The sequence below is a fragment of the Microseira sp. BLCC-F43 genome (assembly GCF_041929235.1).
In the GTDB taxonomy this organism is placed as follows: Bacteria; Cyanobacteriota; Cyanobacteriia; order Cyanobacteriales; family Aerosakkonemataceae; genus Microseira.
On record NZ_JBHFNP010000235.1, the window covers coordinates 79,077 to 95,457 of the forward strand.

Here is a 16,381-nt window from a genome sequence, read left to right on the forward strand (position 1 = left end):
CTATTGAAAGTAAAGTAGAGATAAATGCCAGCTAAAAATCATCTGTCTCAAGAGCAAAAAGAAAGGCTACTCAAAGCAATGAGAGAAAATGAAAATCCTCAAATCAGAGAGATATTTTTAATCTTATTGCTAATGAATGAGGGAAAAATTATCAAGAAATAGCTAAATTATTAGGGATTTCATATCCAACAGTAGCATACTGGGGAGTTCATGGCGATCCAGATAAGATGGAAAGCTTTGCAGACGGAAGAAGTCAAGGAAATTTTCGTAAAGTCACCCCTAAATATGAGGAAGTATTACTAGAGGTGGTGGAAAAAGAACCATTAGAATATGGATATGAATTTGGTAGATGGACAGCAAATAGATTGGCAACTTATCTAGAAGAAGTAACAGGAATTAAGTTAAGTGGCTCTCAAGTAAGGAGAATATTAGAGAAAAAAAAGTACGTCTACCTTTGGGCAAAGTATAGCCTAAAAGACAAACAAAATCCAGGTCAGAGGAAAGCGTTTAAAGAGAAATTAGCGGAGTATTTGAAAATATCCCAAGAAACTCCAGAACGTCTACAGGTATGGTTTTGGGACGAGAGCGGATTTAGTTTAAGGGTGATTAGGAGAAAAACATGGGGGAAAAAAGGTAGCCGCAAGAAAGTAACAGGTCAAAGGAGAAGGGGAAGAGTAAATATTATGGGAGGCTTAAGATATAATGATAAAAAAAGAATAAATTTTGTGATAAAAAAAGGAGATGCAGATACATTTTATCAACAAATTAGATCTTTGCATACTTGTCTAAAGCAAGAATGGGTAGAGACAGGGAAATTAGCCGAAAATTTTCAATAGTTAGGGCCGAAAATTCTGATTGTCTTAGACAATGCTAGCTTTCATAAAAGAAAAGATATATTAGCTCAAATAGAAGCAGAAATGCCGAATATTAGGCTAGAGTTTTTACCTCCTTACAGCCCAGATTTTAATTTGATTGAACTTGTTTGGCACTCAGCCAAAGAATATATTGCCCATCGACTATTTGAATCTGTAGAACAGTTAGAAGACTTGCTAAATAAATTGTTAAATGAAGGTCAGCTGATCATTAATTGGTGTCGCAAAATTAAAAACAAGGGAACTGCTATTTATTAAATTTAGCTGCGGAGCAGCTTATCAATCATCATCCACCGGTAAATATTAAATAGTACTGACAGCAATACTGTCCTAAATGCCGCAATACATCTTGACGGTATTGGGTTAAATTGCTGACTTGCTTCTCTCCATTTATCGTCACTAAATGCAGCGCCTGAAACATCTGAAATATCCAGCGCATTGTCGGCTTATTGGTCAATTTATTTACCTGATTTTTCACCCCCTGATTGGTAGCTTCTAATTGTTGTCTCAATTTCCTTTGCGCCTGGTTATACACTAACAAGCACAGTCCCATTATCATGCCAATTGCTGAGACTCGCTCCGGATTTTTCACAAATACGGTTGAGGTGAAAAATAACGGAGCTTTGATAAATCTAAATCCTCTCTCGTTACTTTGCTGCGCTTTGTATTCCGATAATACGTAACTGCTCACCGCAACTGCGTTGCGGTATCGCAAATGGTGGCATTTGATCTTGCCAGAGAGCAGGTGTGGTAAGGGTTTGAGTCAAAGCGGTGATGCATAGAGTATAGTAGCTCACATGCCTCAAACAGCCGCACCGCTCAACCAACCACTGGAGATAGACATTGCAGTAGAAAACATGGCACAGACAGTGTTGTTGATTGGAGAATGGCTACTCAAACAACAGCAGCAGCTCAAACAGCAACAACAAAAACTCGAAGAAAAGCAAAGCCTGATCGAAGAACAGCAACAGGAGATTGAACAGTTAAAAGAAGCTTTAGACAAGCTAAAAAACCGCTCCTCATCCAACAGTTCCATTCCCCCATCAGCTGACCTGCTGAAAAAGCCCAGCGACAAAAGTAAGCCCAAAAAAGGGAAAAAACGCGGCCCCAAATACGACCATCCAGGCAAAACGCGCAACGGATTTGGTCAACCTGACAAAGTTTTAGAGTTAGAAGTGGATACTTGTCCAGTGTGTCAGGCAGCAGTGGAGTCAGTCACAGCAGCACCAAAGAAAGTGCAACAAGTAGCCGAGGCGCGTAGAGCAACCTGTAGAAATTAGGGAATACCATCGCCCCTTATGCCAATGTCCCGATTGCGGCTGGTCAGGTTACAGTCAATTACCACCGGGAATCTTAGAAGGGTTTAGCTATGGTGGTAGATTGTGTAGCGTAGTCGGTTGGCTGGGATATGGCGGTAACTTACAAGGCGCGAAAACAAGAATATTTCGTGGAACAGGTTTTACGAGTACCCATCTCTCAAGGTTCTCTAGCTAAAATGCAGTGCTATTTTCAAGAAAGCTGGCAGCCAATTTATCAGCAATGGCTGACCTACGTACAACAACCAGGTGTGCGCTGCGTTGATGAAACCACTTATTGTATTGATGGCATCAAGTATTGGTTGTGGGTGGCAACCAGTGACCAAGTTTGTGTACTCTTGTTAGCTCCCACCCGTAGTAGTGCTGAACTCAAGCAGTTGTTGGGAGAAGATTTTTCTGGCATTCTTAGCAGTGATTGTTTTAGTGCTTACAATCCCCAATCGGCGGCGGCGAAACAGAAATGTTTAACGCATCTCGAACGTGACTTGGAAGCACTCAAGACCAGTCGTTTTGAGGGGAATCGTCTCTTCGCTCAAGCTGTGGGTGAGATTTTAGCCACAGCTAGAACTTGGTATCGGGACTATCATGCTGGGAAATTGACCCGCTTTCAAATCGCTGGTCAGCGTCCGGTGCTTGAGGCCCAATTACAAGCAGTTTTGCACAATCCGCCTGCTCAAAGATGGCCTGCGGATGCCCAACGATTAGCCAACCGAATTCAACGTCATTGGATAGAATGGTTCACTTTTTTAGACTATCCAGAAGTTAAACCTGACAACAATGATGCCCAAAGAGCTTTACGCCCGGTTGTCGTGCATCGAAAAGTAACTGGAGGAGCGCGAAGTGATTGGGGCGCGAGGGTTCGTAGCTCAGATGCGCGAGCTTTTTAGAAACCGTCCGCTTACAAGGTGGGGAAGCGATCGCTCAACTTTATCAGTTGCTCTGTAAGGCTTGTCGCAGTCCTTCCGGTTTACAATTCAACTAAAGTTAACAGTAGGCTACTGACTGACTTGCTGCTATGCAACACCTTTGCTTCTATCTTGCGTGTGGGAAATTTATTATTCTTACTTTTACGAGTAAGTGTTCCCATCACCATTAGTGGCATCAAAAGCGATACCGCAACGCAGTTGCGGTGAGCAGTTACGATAATACCTGTTCATTACTCACTACTTTAGTATCCAAGATGTTCGTGGCTAAGATAAATCTCCCAGCTTTAATTTTTTCCGCTTCTATCACTGAGAGTCGGGTTTCTATTTCACCTGTCACTTGATAAACTGTTGTCTTTGTCTGGTTCTCTATTTTCGACTTGCTTGTCGGTTTTTTGGCTGGTTTTTCTCGGTATTCAATTTCTGTGATTTGGTGATATTTCCAAGAATCTGACAACCTTTTTATCGCGATTTCTGCATCGACAACACAAGCAAACTCTTGACTGGACAGTTTACGCAGTGCGGCTTTAGCTGATTCTAACTGTTTCTCTACTTGCTCGGATATTTTTTTAATTGCTGCTTGCTTTCTGATTTCACTTTCTATGACCAGCCATCTTTGCTTGATGTTGGCGTACTCACTTGCTATGGCTGCTATTTTATAGCCTTTTATTTGATTGTCCTCCCAGGCGTTATCTTCTATGTCCCAGATTTTATTTTGGGCTTCTCTTATGCTTAATGGCACTCTGGTTATCCATTTCATTCCTGCCATTGCTGACAAGTTTTCTGCTGTGTATAAGGCACTGTCTGCTACACATATTCCGTCAAATGTCCACTGGTTTTTAAATTCTTTCAGTCTTTCTACAAAGACACTTTTATCATCGGCGTTTCCGTCATCTATTTTTAGATACAATGGTACGTCTCCATCCCCGGTTACGATCGTGTCTATGATAAATTGCTTCAGGTCTGGTCTTCTATCTCTTGAGTAGCCGTGGACGATTTTTATGGGTTTCATTTCTGATTCTGTATCTGAGGGTTCTGCTTCAATTCCTTGGCTCTTTTCTTGACGGCTTTTGTATTCTCCTTCTACTGATATTGAACTGCAGCTCTTGTGAACGCTATTCATTTCTACTTTAAATTTTATCGCTGCTTTCAAGGCTATTGCTGTGAATAATTCTGTGATACCAACTTTATGGTATTTGTCTAATTCTCTCCCTATTCTGTCATCATTTAGTTGTTCAGGGGTCACTCCTTCTCCGATTAGATGTTCTGTTGCTTTTCCCACGAAAAACGTATCGAATAGGTATATTGGGGCACTCAAAAACCCCAATCCATTCAAAATCATCGCTTTCATTACTTGTCCTGGGCTGACGGTTTCTTTAGTTTTTAATCCCACTTTTTTGTTGACTTCTTCTACCAATTCCATCTCGTCTATTATTCCTGCTACTATTCCCAAATGGTCTAAATTTACGATATTTATCGCTTCAGGAGGGGTTTTCATGGTTTTTCGAGTTGCTCTACTGGAGGAGATTATTATACCCTAAAAAAGCCTCAAATGATTGCTTTGCAATCATTTGAGGCTTTAGCGATTCTGAATCCATCTGAAATTAAATCTGCTTAAATATCTGCGGAATGTAGGATCCAAGCAATCACCCAGCTTGACTTTGGTCAGCAAATCACCGTCCTGCGGAATGCCGTCGTCGATATGGGCGTCGATCCGTTGGCTGACTAAAACTTTGATTCTGTAACGAAGATTTGCCTTTTGTAGGGGCACGGCCTTATCATTCTTTGCGAGAGCCAAGATAATTCAACTGCCGTGCCCCTACTATATCGATTTAAATCAAACTAGAAAACAAATAACATGGAAGATTTTTCTATGTTTGAGGACTTACGGACGAGGAACCTATCACCTTTCATAGAAACCCGGAATATGCGCGTAAGTCCTGTTTGAGGACTTACGGACGAGGAACTTAGAAACCGGGTTTCTTGCTGCGAACGCGAGTGCGTGCCGCAGGCATATCTTTAGTTTTAAAGCGACGATTTTTCAGAGAAACAAAGGTGATTTGCCTAATTCCTCTGTTTTTTGCCACGATTGAACGGGATTCTCCTCAAAATTCCCATAGAATCCGTCTTAAGGGGCAGGTTTTGACCTGCTTTTTTATTTAATGTAGTCGTTAGTTACTGCCACAGGTTAAGGGCTAATAACTAATAAATTTAGGGAAAAATTGTTATGCAAACTGCTGATTCGATATCGTTAACAAATGAGGCCGTTGCTGTTAATAATATTTCGATTGAGGGGATTGAAGAGCCAACGATCCTGCTTTATTTTGCAACGTTGAATGCAGGGAAATTTGAGCAGACGGCGGCCTTGTTTGCCGCTACGGGCGCGATGCATCCTCCATTTGAAGCGGCAGTGATAGGGCAGGATGCGATCGCTGCCTACCTGCAAGCGGAAGCGCAAGGAATGCAACTTTTTCCCCGCGAAGGCATCGCCGAACTGCTCGATGATGGACAGCTAATGGTTCAAGTGAGCGGCAAAGTACAGACGCCTTGGTTTAGCGTCAATGTTGCTTGGCTGTTTTTACTGAATTGGGAGCGGGAAATCGCTTCAGCTACGATTAAACTGCTGGCTTCTCCCCAAGAGTTATTAAATCTGCGCCGCTAGCAGCCGTTACCGAAAGCCTTCGCTGCAAAGCCCCTGGCTTTAGACATGGGGATGTAGCTTGCCGTGGGAATTTATTCCCCGTCTTGTTAAGTTTCATCTTGGCGCTAGGTAAGAAAGAACTTTGCCAGCGTACTCATGCTTGTTCAAATTGCGGCTATACAACCGATAGAGATGTTGCAGCCGCTCAAGTAGTTCTGATTCGAGGGCTTGCAGCCGTAGGGCATACGGTCAAGATGCTTGCCGAGGGTAAATTCATCGGAATCCCTTTGAAGCAAGAATCCCCTTGGCTTTAGGCATGGGGAGTGTCAAAATTTTGATGTCGCTGCCGCTTGCTGCAACGAACGCATCAACAGCTTGCGGCCTAAATCGATGTCGTTGGCGTTACATTGCCAGTCTGGGTGAGCGGTTCTCAACAGACTTTCTAAGGTTTCTTGATCGAATAGGTGCCAGACGGGAGCTTGGTTGATTTGTTGTGCGATCGCGTAACAGTTTTGGCTAATGCAGTGGATCGTGCAAACATTGGCGACTCGAACCAATTCCATCCGATCCCCCGGCTTTAGCCCCCGAAACTGCTTGATCGCTTGCTTCCACTCGCTTAAAGATGAAACCATCAATCCAGGTATCGGCACTGTGTTATATGCATCGCCGTTGACTGCTATCCAGTAATTACGGGTTGGATCGATGCCTTCTAACCAGGGAGACTCGTCATCCAAACGGTAGCGGGGAGAGAGGGAAAACCGCTGGGTCATGGTCGTTCGCTCCGGTCTATGGGTTTTTTGTCAATAGTCAAGCCGCGCATCTTTACTTTCTACAAGTTTAAGGGCTGGTTAATTTGCTTAACTTTTTTCAAATATATTTTAGGTTAATATTTGAATTGGGTCGCCTTAGCCATCAATCTTTACAAAACTTTTAATTTCGATTAATTAATCTGTTTTTATCTTAATTTTTGTAACAAATACTTAATCGCCGAGTTGATCGGATGCAGGAATCAGGTAGTAGTAAGCGATTCGGCTTCAAAAACCCAATCGTGTACGCGTAACGGGTTAATCCTGGCAGTTTGAGGATGTATTATTTTTTACCATAATTCCCTAGCAGGAGACAGAAGCGAGGATTATAGAAGTTTTGCTTAGCAATTCATTAGCCTCACTCCCGCACTTTCCCTGCTTTCAGTCGAGGACTGCTAGAGGTAATAATTTTTTCCTAAGATTACTTAGTTTTTGCCCGTTCGTATCCCTGTGGGGCAACCCAATGCACCCAAACTCTTTGATAGGGATTAAGCCAATCAAAGCAAGGCTTGCGAGCAGGGAAACGCGAGCATGGGCGAGCCAAATTGAACAAATAGCCCGCTAGTTACTAACTTTAGCTGAAAACAGCGGCGGTGGGTCTTATGCTTCAGCCCAAGGGCTGCTGTTGAGGAACCAAGGTAGATTTGCTGTTGTTGTCCGGAACCGCCTTAGTGAACTTTGGCAAACTCGCTTCTAGCTTGAGACAGTTGCGACCATTCACCTGTAAGCGGTATTCTACCCGATCCATCAGCCGATGCATGATCAGCCAGCCATAGCCGTTTTCCTGTTTATCTTCTGGATTGGGTGGCAGATAGGTGGATAAGTCGTACCCGGTGCCGTGGTCCCAAATTTCCAAAGCCAGATCTCGCTCTTTGAGTTCTAAGCGAATCAGGACTGGTAGATTGGGTTGATCTCTGTGAGCGTGACGCACCACGTTCGAGTATGCTTCTACCAAAGCCAAGCGCAGGCGACTTGACTGCCGAGGCCAATCGACAGTTTCTTGTAGTTCTGCTTCCAAAAAGCCCAACAGCCAGTTTTCAACCACTGTTAAAAACTTTAGGTCGCTGGGGATATGCAGCTCCGTTCGCATTGATTAAAGAACCTCCAACGAGAGTATAGTTTGGTCGTCTTCCTGTACTTGGTTGTTTCCCCGAATGCGGGCTAAGAGTCGGGTCAAGTCAAGCGGGCTATTTTCCTGCTTGAGGAGCGCCCACAGCCCCTCTTGTTTGAGCATCAAATTGGCACTAGACTGGCTATCGCCAATACCTACTGATGTTGCCATTTCATTGCTAATAGTTGCCTCCGTAATTCCATCACTTGCTAATAAAAGTGCTTCACCGGGTTTTAAATCTAAACTGCCCGCTGCGCCTTTCCAGTTTGGCAAAATGCCCAAGGGGACGCCTCGAGCCTTAAGGAAATTGGGTTCAACATCCCCAGTATGGCTTGCCTTAGTTTGGTAAGACCAGACGAGGGGATAGATGTGACCAGCATTGGCATAGACCAATTGCCCCGTTGCGGGGGTGTAACGTGCCAGAACCATTGTAATAAAGCAGTTGTTGCTTATCAGGTCTTCTGAGAGGCCGCTGTTGAGGCTCTGCATGACGACGTTCGGTTCTGGCGGGTTTTCTTGCGACAGTTCTCGCCGCATCACCGATATGGCACTTGCCATAAATAACGCTGCTGGGACGCCTTTACCGGAAACATCTCCCACTGCTAGCCAAATATCTCCTTTGGGATGGGCGTAGACTTCAAAAAAATCGCCGCCGACTTCCCGTGCGGGAAAGCAACAAGCTTGGATTCTTACACCTTCTACTTCTGGTAGTTCCTGGCGTAGCAAGTTGTGTTGAATTTGACGCGCTACCTCTAACTCGGCACGCATTTGTTCGGCTTGCACTTGCGTGCGCTGGTAGAGTTTGGCTTGGGAAACGGCGAGGGCGGCTTGTTCGGCGACGCCTTCAATCAGGGTAATGTCTTCGGGTGACCAAGTGGCTTTTGTGCTTTCTTGGTATAGGCAGAGAACCGCTAGTAGTTCCTGCTTGCAGATCAGGGGTACTATCAGTTCGACCGAATAGCTGCCGTTATCGCTGCTAGTTTTAATTTGTGTCTGGCGGCTCTTGAGAGCGGCTTGCAACAGGGAGTCGCTATTTTCACCATTGCCGTTGGGTTTGCCATCGTCTACTTGGTAGGAAAATGCTTCTTCCAGCAAGCGATCGCCTTCTACGGGGCGCAGGCGACACTCTGTAGCTTTAAAGGTTTGACCGATTGTTTCTACAATTCTTTGTAACATGCTGCGATAATCCAGGGATTCCCGAATGGCGCTGGTTACCGCATTAAACAAAGTTTCGCGCTGCAAGGCGCGGTGCAGTTCATCTGTTCGCCGCTTTAGGACTTTGTATGTTTCTGCGGCTTGTTGAACGACTGCTTTGAGTTCAGCCGGATTCCACGGCTTGGTAATGTATTTGAATACCTGACCTGAGTTAATTGCGTCTACTAGATCTTCAACATCCGTATAGCCTGTCAGCAGAATGCGAATTGTGTCTGGGAACCGATCCACAGTCCGACCTAAAAATTCTGTCCCGTTCATTTGGGGCATCCGCTGGTCGGAAATCACGATCGCCATCTCGCCTTCTCTATCCAGCAGTTCTAGGGCGCTAGGTCCGCTTTCGGCTTTATAGACTTGAAAATCGCGCCGAAATGTGCGATACAGCAAATCTAGGTTATCAGGCTCATCATCCACTACCATTAATTTCAGTTTGCTGCCTTCTCCCCCAGTCATAATTAGAAACACTCGCTGAACGATCCATCCTACTTTAAAGGATTGCCAGGAAAGCGCGGGTCGAGTTTGTCGCTTCCCTGTATACAAAATTACACTAAATAGCCCATTCTCGGAAAGTCTGCTGCGGTTGAGCGATGGTTTGACAGCAACAAGGTCGGTGACCTCAACTTCCTTTTGGACCTCCGAATAAATTTGCCGCTTGCCTGAGGTTGAGTGGGTTGAACCTGCTGAGTATAGGGTTGCAGGTTTTTTGTTTGGGCATAAGTAGGTTGAATATGAATTTTATCCCCTTTTTTTCTGGGCATTTCGACTTTTGAGTGTTGGTTATTTAGTCGCTACTATAGCCTAACTTGATTTGCCAAACAAAAGGGAGAGGGTCTTTCCCCTTGCCAGAAGTAGGAGCGATGCCCTCGCGAGCGCACTAGGTGCATGTGTCACCCACAGACTATCGATGATAAAACACCAGCCCGCTTTGGCGTTACCCCTGTTCTGGGACGCCAGCGCGCCGGCTGGAGCTGCTATTATCCTTGTATTAAAAACTACCGCTTTCAAACATCTACTTAGCCAACCAAACCTGAGCGCAGGGCGCGGACGGCGGCTTGGGTGCGGTCATCGGCACATAGTTTGTTTAAAATGTTACGAACGTGCGTTTTGACGGTTCCGACGGTGATGTAAAGCTTGTCTGCGATCGCGGCGTTGCTGTAGCCTTCCACAATCAGTTGCAAGACTTCTAACTCCCGTTCGGTTAGGGGGTATGCTTCCAGCATCTGGGTGTATTCTGGTTCCGTCGCCTCGATGGTGACTTTTTTGGCGGTGGCGACGGGTTCGGGTATTGCCGCGACGGGTGTGGGGGCAGTTCTTGTTTGTTTGAGGACGATGCGCGCGATCGCCGGATCGATCCAGGCGTTGCCTTCTGTGGTGACGCGCAGCGCTTCTAACAAGCGATCGAAGCTGATATCCTTCATGCAGTAAGAGTCTGCCCCAGCGGCAAACGCTGCCATGACTGATTCTTCATTGTCCTGTAATGTTAATATCAACACTTTTGGTGCGGGTTCTTCTTCCGTCACCGATGCCTTCAGGCGTCGAGTTAATTCGATGCCGTCCATGTCTGGCAGTCCAATATCGACGATGGCAATATCTGGTTTCGAGTCTTGTAACAGCTTCAGTCCCTCTGAACCGTTTGCTGCTTCCCCCACGACGCGAATTTCTTCTCGCTGTTGCAGCGCCGTCCGGATCCCCACCCGCGTGAGGTCGTGATCTTCAATTAGGGCTACGCGAATTTCTTTCATGGTCTTTTTTTCTATTTCGTTATTCAAGTTTAAGCAACTTACCAATTATCCAGAACGAGTACACCTATCGCTAGAAGGAGGGAGTTCATAGGCATTGGATATATTTTAGACACTAAAAACGATGTTGCATTCCCTCTGTTGACATATTTCCTATGGCAATCGGCTTGCTCCTGAGCCAACTGGGAAGGGAAGATGGGGAGAACCTCTATCTCGCTTGTCTCCCACCAGCGATGTAAGGCAAACACCGTCACAGGTTAGAGGAAAATGTGTCATTTTCCGTTCACAATTAAGGAAAAATAAACGCTTGCTCTTACCTGCCATAGGCCGAGCAACTGGTCGCGCTTCAACCCTTAGCCGAGCCAGCAAGGGATTCAACCTGTTCCAGGTAATATTGTGACCAACTCTTCTTTTACGATCAAAACATAGCATTTTAAGCAGTTGGTTAACAACTGTTACCCTGGAAATTAAACCCCTCAAAGGTAAAAAATTCATGTTTGCTGTTTTAGGTTTAGCTTTTTGGGTAAAAATAAGCAAATGATATTAGAGAAAATCATAAATCTTTTTAAGAACTATGGAAGAGAAGCTAAAAATATTGGTGGTGGATGCGGGAGCGGTTTGCTGCGGTCTAATGGCTGCTGGCGCGCGGGTGGAAGTGTCAGAAACCGCCGATAGCAAGAAGGCGATCGCGGTCTTGCAGCAGCAACCCTTTGACTGCGTTTTCCTCAATTATCGCTTATCTGATGGGGATGGTTTGACCTTAGTGCGGCAAGTGCGAAGTCTTGGGTTAAAAGTGCCTTTGATTGTGCTGACCCATGAGGAAGACGAGGAAATTGCCATGGAACTGATGAAAGCTGGAGCATCCGATTATATTGATTTTGAGCAAGTTTCCGCCCAGACGCTGGTTCGCATTATGAATAATGCGATTCGTATCTACCGCGCGGAAACTCTGGCGGCGATCGCTTTCAACCAGATCCAAGAAAGCGAGGAACGCTATCGCTTGGTTTTAGAAGGATCAAACGATGGGATTTGGGATTGGGATATTACCAAAAACCAAGTTTACTGCAATCACCGGATTGAAGAAATTATTGGACAGTCTGTGACTGAATTGGGCAAGTCTGCCAATGATTTTAACACGATCGTAAAAAAATTTTTCGACCTGCTGCATCCGGAAGACCGAAAAAAACTCAAGGATGCGGTTAGGGCTCATCTTTGTCACAACGCTGAATTTAATTTAGAATTGCGGCTGCGCCATAGTTCTGGGGAATATCGCTACTGCATGATGCGGGGAAAAGCACAAAGGGACGCTTTTGGCAAGCCAGTGCGGATGGCAGGTGCGCTCGGGGATATTACAGCCGCCAAACAGGTGGAAGAAGAGCTACGCAGCAGACTGGAACAACTGGAAAAGATACACCAAATCAATGCCAGACTTTACCTAGATTCCCAGGAAGCGAGCAATAATCTTCGCAGAGCGGTTTTGATTTTGGGCGAACAACAGCAACAGTTGCGGACGCTACAACGGCTTTCCAATTTGATCAACCAGCATTTGGCTAATTTACCAGAACTGCTGCAAGTGATGGCGCAGTCGGTTTGCGATGCGATTGCAGCGGCGCAGTTTTGTTTTATCGTGCTAAATAACCAGACTTGCGTTGGCGAAGCGGCGACGCAGGAGAATTGCATGGTGTTAACCGTCACCGCTGGAATTGGTACGGAAAGATTGCGATTAGACGAGGATGGATGGCTAAAGCAAGTGGTTTCGACGGTAGGAGACTTTAAAAGCGCTCGTAAAGAGATGCTCAATACTCAATGTCCCATGCTGCGTGCCTATTTACCCGCTTCTGTTTGTACGGTGGCGATTAATTCGCCCCAGGGTGGGTGTTTGGGGGTGCTGGGGATCGGTAATTGGGAAGATGGGGAGGCGTTTGACGAAGAAGATCGACACCTGCTGGTGGCGGTGGGAGAACAAGCTGCGATCGCAATTAACAACGCTCGATTGATTAAAACTTTAGAAGAACGGGAAGAAAGACTCGCCAATCAAAACGAAGTTTTAGCCAATCAAAACCGAGAACTGGAAAATCAACGCCAGCAAATTCAGATGCAAAATTTACAGCTAATGGAAGCGGCGCGATTAAAATCGCAGTTTTTGGCGACGATGTCTCACGAATTGCGTACCCCGATGAATGCGGTGATTGGATTTTCTCAATTGCTGCTGCATTCGTCGTCGCGTTCGCGCACCCAGTCTAAAGGACAACCCCTGACGCTGGAGCAAGAAAATATGGTGCAGCGCATCCTCGACAATGGCAAACATTTGTTATCGCTAATTGACGATATTTTAGATTTATCTAAAATCGAATCTGGTCGGTTGGAACTCCTACCGGAACCTGTCAACTTGGAGGTTCTTTTAACCAACGCGGTCGAAGAATTTCGTTCCCCCGCCCAAGAAAAGCATTTAGACTTAAACTTGGACATCGGTTTGAATAACCCAATCGCAATCAACGACAGCATTCGCCTGCGCCAGATTATAGTGAACCTGCTTTCTAATGCGGTTAAATTTACGCCTTCTGGTTTTGTCCGCGTTGAGGTGTCGGAACCTTCCCCGGATAAAATCGCTATTGTGGTTCAAGATAGCGGTATTGGTATTGCTCAAGAAAATTTAGACCGCATTTTTGAAACTTTTCGACAAGTCGATCAAAGTCTTTCAAAAAAATATTACGGTACTGGTTTGGGACTAGCGATTATTAAGTCACTGGTACAGATGATGAATGGAAAAATTACGGTTCAAAGTGTTTTGGGAGAAGGTTCCACTTTCACAATAGAAATTCCCCGCGAGGTTCCTCTATCTGCTGGACGCAAGACAAAAACAACGAAAAGAATAATTAGATAATGGCTAATTGCTAATTGCTCATTGCTAATTGCTAATGGGTAATTGGTGATTGGTAGGACTAGGGGTGTAAGAAAATAAATTTCATATTGTAGGGACACGGCATTATACAATCTTTGGGTATTTATCTACGCCTTGTCATTACAAAACTTAAGCAAAGAAACCGGGTTTCTTGATTTAGGAAGCGACCTGCGTAAGTTTTGTGTGAATATTAACGCAAGTTGCTAGTTATAAACAAGCGCGTTGCTAATGGCTAATTGCTAATTGCTAATCTTGGATTTTTACCAATCGCTCCATTAGCCTCGTTCCCACGGATCTGCCTGGGAACGCCATTAGCCGCTCACCAGAGAGATAACTAGCAACTTGAGTTATTATAGTCAGTTTTAAGTCATTTTAGCTTTAAAGTTGAAGTTTATTTCTGAGCCTGGTCGCTAACTCTTTCGGCTATTCTTAATTTGGCAGAACGAGAGCGCGGATTGTTTGCGAGTTCGTCATCTTGGGGTGTAATTGGCTTTTTGGTTAGTACTCGCAGTATGTCTGAATTTCTCAAGGTGTGTTTGACGATTCTGTCTTCTAAACTATGAAAGCTGATAATGCCAATTTTGCCACCAAGTTTTAGCCAGTTAGGTGCTAGTTCTAAGAATGTTTCTAAGGATACGAGTTCTTGATTAACTACGATTCGCAATGCTTGAAATACGCGGGTGGCTGGGTGTATTCTACCGTAGCGGTATTGGCGGGGGACGTTTTGTGCGATCGCTTCCGCTAATTGGGTCGTAGTCTGAAATGGACGCCGTTCTACAATCGCTTTGGCAATTCGCCTCGATAGCCGTTCTTCTCCGTATTTATAGAATATATCTGCTAACTCTTTTTCTTCCCAATGGTTAATTATTTCACCCGCTGTGAGGGATTGTCGCCGATCCATCCGCATGTCTAAAGCTGCTTCTTGTCTAAAGCTAAAACCTCTTTCGCCGGTATCGAATTGGAACGAACTGACGCCAAGGTCGGCTATTATACCATCAAATTGAAGATTGTTTGGTTTATGATCGCAAAAATTAACGCGACAGAATTGGATGCGATCGCCAAACTCGGATAAATTTGTCTTGGCGGCGGCTAGAGCATCTTCATCGCGGTCAATTGCCGTTACTCTAGTATCCGGTGCGGCTTCTAGAATTAAGCGACTGTGTCCGCCACCGCCGACGGTAGCATCGAGATAGTGTCCGCCTGGACGAATTTCCAATCCGGCAATTAACTCCCGACTCAGTACGGAAACGTGTACAAATGTGGGTTCTTCTGTCTCAATTGAGGTTTGGGAGTTAGTTTTCATGGTTTACCCTGGATAAATAGCCGATTGCTCGACTTTACGCAATTTTTTGGCGATATTATTCCTATTGTTGTTCAATATTATGATATAGGCATTGCCGGGGAATTGTACTTCGTTAGCCAAGCGATCGATGAGTGAGTTGTCGTGGCGAGCGCTATCTAATTCAAACCAGCCCCGATGCCGCTCTACTCCCATGACGTAGAAAGGTTTTTCTGGGAAATATTTTACCACCTTTTGCACCAAATAAGCTTGTTTCAAGTTCTGATAATTATAAAGTTGCTGGTACAGTTTTTTGACCTCTGAACCCGCTAGTTTGTGGGGTTTAAATTCATCGCTTGCACTTACAAAAGAGCGATCTTTTCTGGCAAACAATACCTTTTCGTAGTATTCTTATGCCCGGTTATGATATGCCTTTGCTTCTTTTTTTTTTCATTTTTATTCAAAAAATAAGATACTAATTGGCAGCCATCTATTACATAATCAGATTCTTTTTCCATTGCTTTTTCGACGTAATCGATGCCTGTAGAGTCATCTTTTTGTAGCAATATTTGCCCAATTGTGTAGTTAGCTGCTGCGTGAGAAGGTTGAGTTGCGAGTATTTCTTTAAACAGCAAGATAGCGACTTCCTGGCCTTTAAATTCTAACGTCCAACAAGCGCGGTTCCAGGATTCTTCATCTGATAGGGTTTGTTTTTGGGCTTTTTGTTCTAGGGATTGAAGTTTCTGGAGCGATTCTTGAACGTAAGCATATCGCTGCCGCCAAGGAGTGTCATTAGCTTGTTTCCAGTTATTGTTAAATTCCGCTGTCAACTCGTTTAAAACATCCCCTAATAATTGCTGCGCCGCGCTTGTTTTAACCGGCGGAGGTAGGGTAATTTTCTGCTGGTTAGCTTGAGAATATCCTAATGCTGTCAGCCGCTCGGATAAACAGGGATGGGTGTCGGCGTTATTGGTTTTTTCTGCTAGGGATTGTTGTAACCATTTCGTAGCAAATTCAGAATTACCAGCCGTCTGCAAGGCAGTAAACATGCGGGTGTAAGTTGTGGCTGGAGGAGCGATTTGATGTTGGACTTGTTTGAAAACATCGGGCCAAAAAGAAGATTCTAAAAATCTGGCTTTTACTTCTACATTAATCAGCGCTTCGGCGGCATTTTTGACCCCGGCTAATTCGGCGGCACAGCGATCTGCTTCGTATTCGTCCATGGGCGCCAAAACAAACGAATATGCATTAAAAAATGGCGCGTACCAGTTAAAAAACCCATCAAAAATAAACGAAGATCCCCCCTGTTCGCGTTGTAGCCTTTCTAATATCTGATACCATGTAATTCCCAGGCGATAAATCCAGCCAGCAAAGCGACTGTGGTTTCCAGAAAGGTGTCCCAATTCGTGGGCGAGAACGGCGCGAAATTGACTTTGAGAAAGCGCTTGCATTAAAGGTAGCCCGATTAAGAGATAATTTTGTTGCCATCCAAAGATACCTAAACGAGGTCTTTGGACAACTGCGGCATTGAATTCATCGAGAATTGACATACTCCCCGGCCGTACCGTGGGATTCTAAGC

General features: G+C 44.8%; 12 protein-coding genes and 3 pseudogenes. 6 read left to right on the top strand and 9 right to left on the bottom strand.

The features are described from left to right. The first annotated feature begins 24 nt into the window (after positions 1-24). Positions 25-1,130 (top strand): annotated as a pseudogene (locus ACE1CM_RS32140) (IS630 family transposase). Positions 1,131-1,158: 28 nt separating this feature from the next. On the opposite strand, the gene ACE1CM_RS32145 reads toward ACE1CM_RS32140, so the two are convergent. Further along, positions 1,159-1,563 (bottom strand): IS1634 family transposase, encoded by a 405-nt coding sequence (locus ACE1CM_RS32145; protein WP_374882933.1) that lies wholly within the window; start codon positions 1,561-1,563, stop codon positions 1,159-1,161. A gap of 106 nt (positions 1,564-1,669) precedes the next feature. On the opposite strand from ACE1CM_RS32145, the pseudogene ACE1CM_RS32150 reads away from it, so the two are divergent. Then, positions 1,670-3,170: pseudogene (locus tag ACE1CM_RS32150) on the top strand (IS66 family transposase). A gap of 155 nt (positions 3,171-3,325) precedes the next feature. On the opposite strand, the gene ACE1CM_RS32155 reads toward ACE1CM_RS32150, so the two are convergent. Further along, positions 3,326-4,609 carry an IS1634 family transposase gene (locus tag ACE1CM_RS32155; RefSeq protein ID WP_374882934.1) on the bottom strand — a complete coding sequence of 428 codons (1,284 nt, stop codon included), beginning with the start codon at positions 4,607-4,609 and terminating at the stop codon, positions 3,326-3,328. A gap of 147 nt (positions 4,610-4,756) precedes the next feature. On the opposite strand from ACE1CM_RS32155, the gene ACE1CM_RS32160 reads away from it, so the two are divergent. From ACE1CM_RS32160 to ACE1CM_RS32170, 3 genes and pseudogenes are all read left to right on the top strand, one after another. Then, on the top strand, positions 4,757-4,840 hold the full coding sequence (locus tag ACE1CM_RS32160; protein WP_374882974.1) for an orange carotenoid protein N-terminal domain-containing protein: 84 nt from the start codon (positions 4,757-4,759) through the stop codon (positions 4,838-4,840). A gap of 498 nt (positions 4,841-5,338) precedes the next feature. Then, positions 5,339-5,773, top strand: coding sequence for a nuclear transport factor 2 family protein (locus ACE1CM_RS32165; RefSeq protein WP_374882935.1), 435 nt, complete (start codon positions 5,339-5,341; stop codon positions 5,771-5,773). Positions 5,774-5,880: 107 nt separating this feature from the next. Beyond that, positions 5,881-6,066, top strand: a pseudogene (locus ACE1CM_RS32170) (RNA-guided endonuclease TnpB family protein); the annotation flags it as partial. Between the two features lie 12 nt (positions 6,067-6,078). Here the strand turns inward: ACE1CM_RS32170 and ACE1CM_RS32175 are convergent. The 4 genes from ACE1CM_RS32175 to ACE1CM_RS32190 form a co-directional block, all read right to left on the bottom strand. Beyond that, entirely contained in the window at positions 6,079-6,522 is a 444-nt protein-coding gene (locus tag ACE1CM_RS32175; RefSeq protein WP_374882936.1) for a hypothetical protein, read from the bottom strand. Positions 6,523-7,165: 643 nt separating this feature from the next. Continuing rightward, the gene (locus tag ACE1CM_RS32180; RefSeq protein ID WP_226587085.1) at positions 7,166-7,648 is read right to left on the bottom strand and encodes an anti-sigma regulatory factor; all 483 of its coding nucleotides are present in this window, start codon (positions 7,646-7,648) and stop codon (positions 7,166-7,168) included. Between the two features lie 3 nt (positions 7,649-7,651). Beyond that, positions 7,652-9,334, bottom strand: a complete 1,683-nt coding sequence (locus ACE1CM_RS32185) for a SpoIIE family protein phosphatase (RefSeq protein WP_374882937.1) — start codon at positions 9,332-9,334, stop codon at positions 7,652-7,654. A gap of 560 nt (positions 9,335-9,894) precedes the next feature. Beyond that, on the bottom strand, positions 9,895-10,623 hold the full coding sequence (locus ACE1CM_RS32190) for a response regulator (protein WP_374882938.1): 729 nt from the start codon (positions 10,621-10,623) through the stop codon (positions 9,895-9,897). Positions 10,624-11,194: 571 nt separating this feature from the next. On the opposite strand from ACE1CM_RS32190, the gene ACE1CM_RS32195 reads away from it, so the two are divergent. Further along, a complete protein-coding gene (locus tag ACE1CM_RS32195) occupies positions 11,195-13,504 on the top strand; it encodes an ATP-binding protein (RefSeq protein WP_374882939.1) in 2,310 nt (769 codons plus the stop codon). Positions 13,505-13,913: 409 nt separating this feature from the next. On the opposite strand, the gene rsmH is transcribed toward ACE1CM_RS32195, so the two are convergent. From rsmH to ACE1CM_RS32210, 3 genes are read right to left on the bottom strand one after another with little or no spacing between them, the layout of a single operon-like run. Then, positions 13,914-14,825, bottom strand: coding sequence for a 16S rRNA (cytosine(1402)-N(4))-methyltransferase RsmH (gene rsmH, locus ACE1CM_RS32200; RefSeq protein WP_374882940.1), 912 nt, complete (start codon positions 14,823-14,825; stop codon positions 13,914-13,916). A 3-nt stretch (positions 14,826-14,828) separates the two neighbouring features. Then, positions 14,829-15,194 (bottom strand): hypothetical protein, encoded by a 366-nt coding sequence (locus ACE1CM_RS32205; RefSeq protein ID WP_374882941.1) that lies wholly within the window; start codon positions 15,192-15,194, stop codon positions 14,829-14,831. Further along, positions 15,164-16,351 (bottom strand): M48 family metallopeptidase, encoded by a 1,188-nt coding sequence (locus ACE1CM_RS32210; RefSeq protein ID WP_374882942.1) that lies wholly within the window; start codon positions 16,349-16,351, stop codon positions 15,164-15,166. The genes ACE1CM_RS32205 and ACE1CM_RS32210 overlap by 31 nt, the downstream gene beginning before the upstream one ends. Between the last annotated feature and the right edge of the window lie 30 nt (positions 16,352-16,381).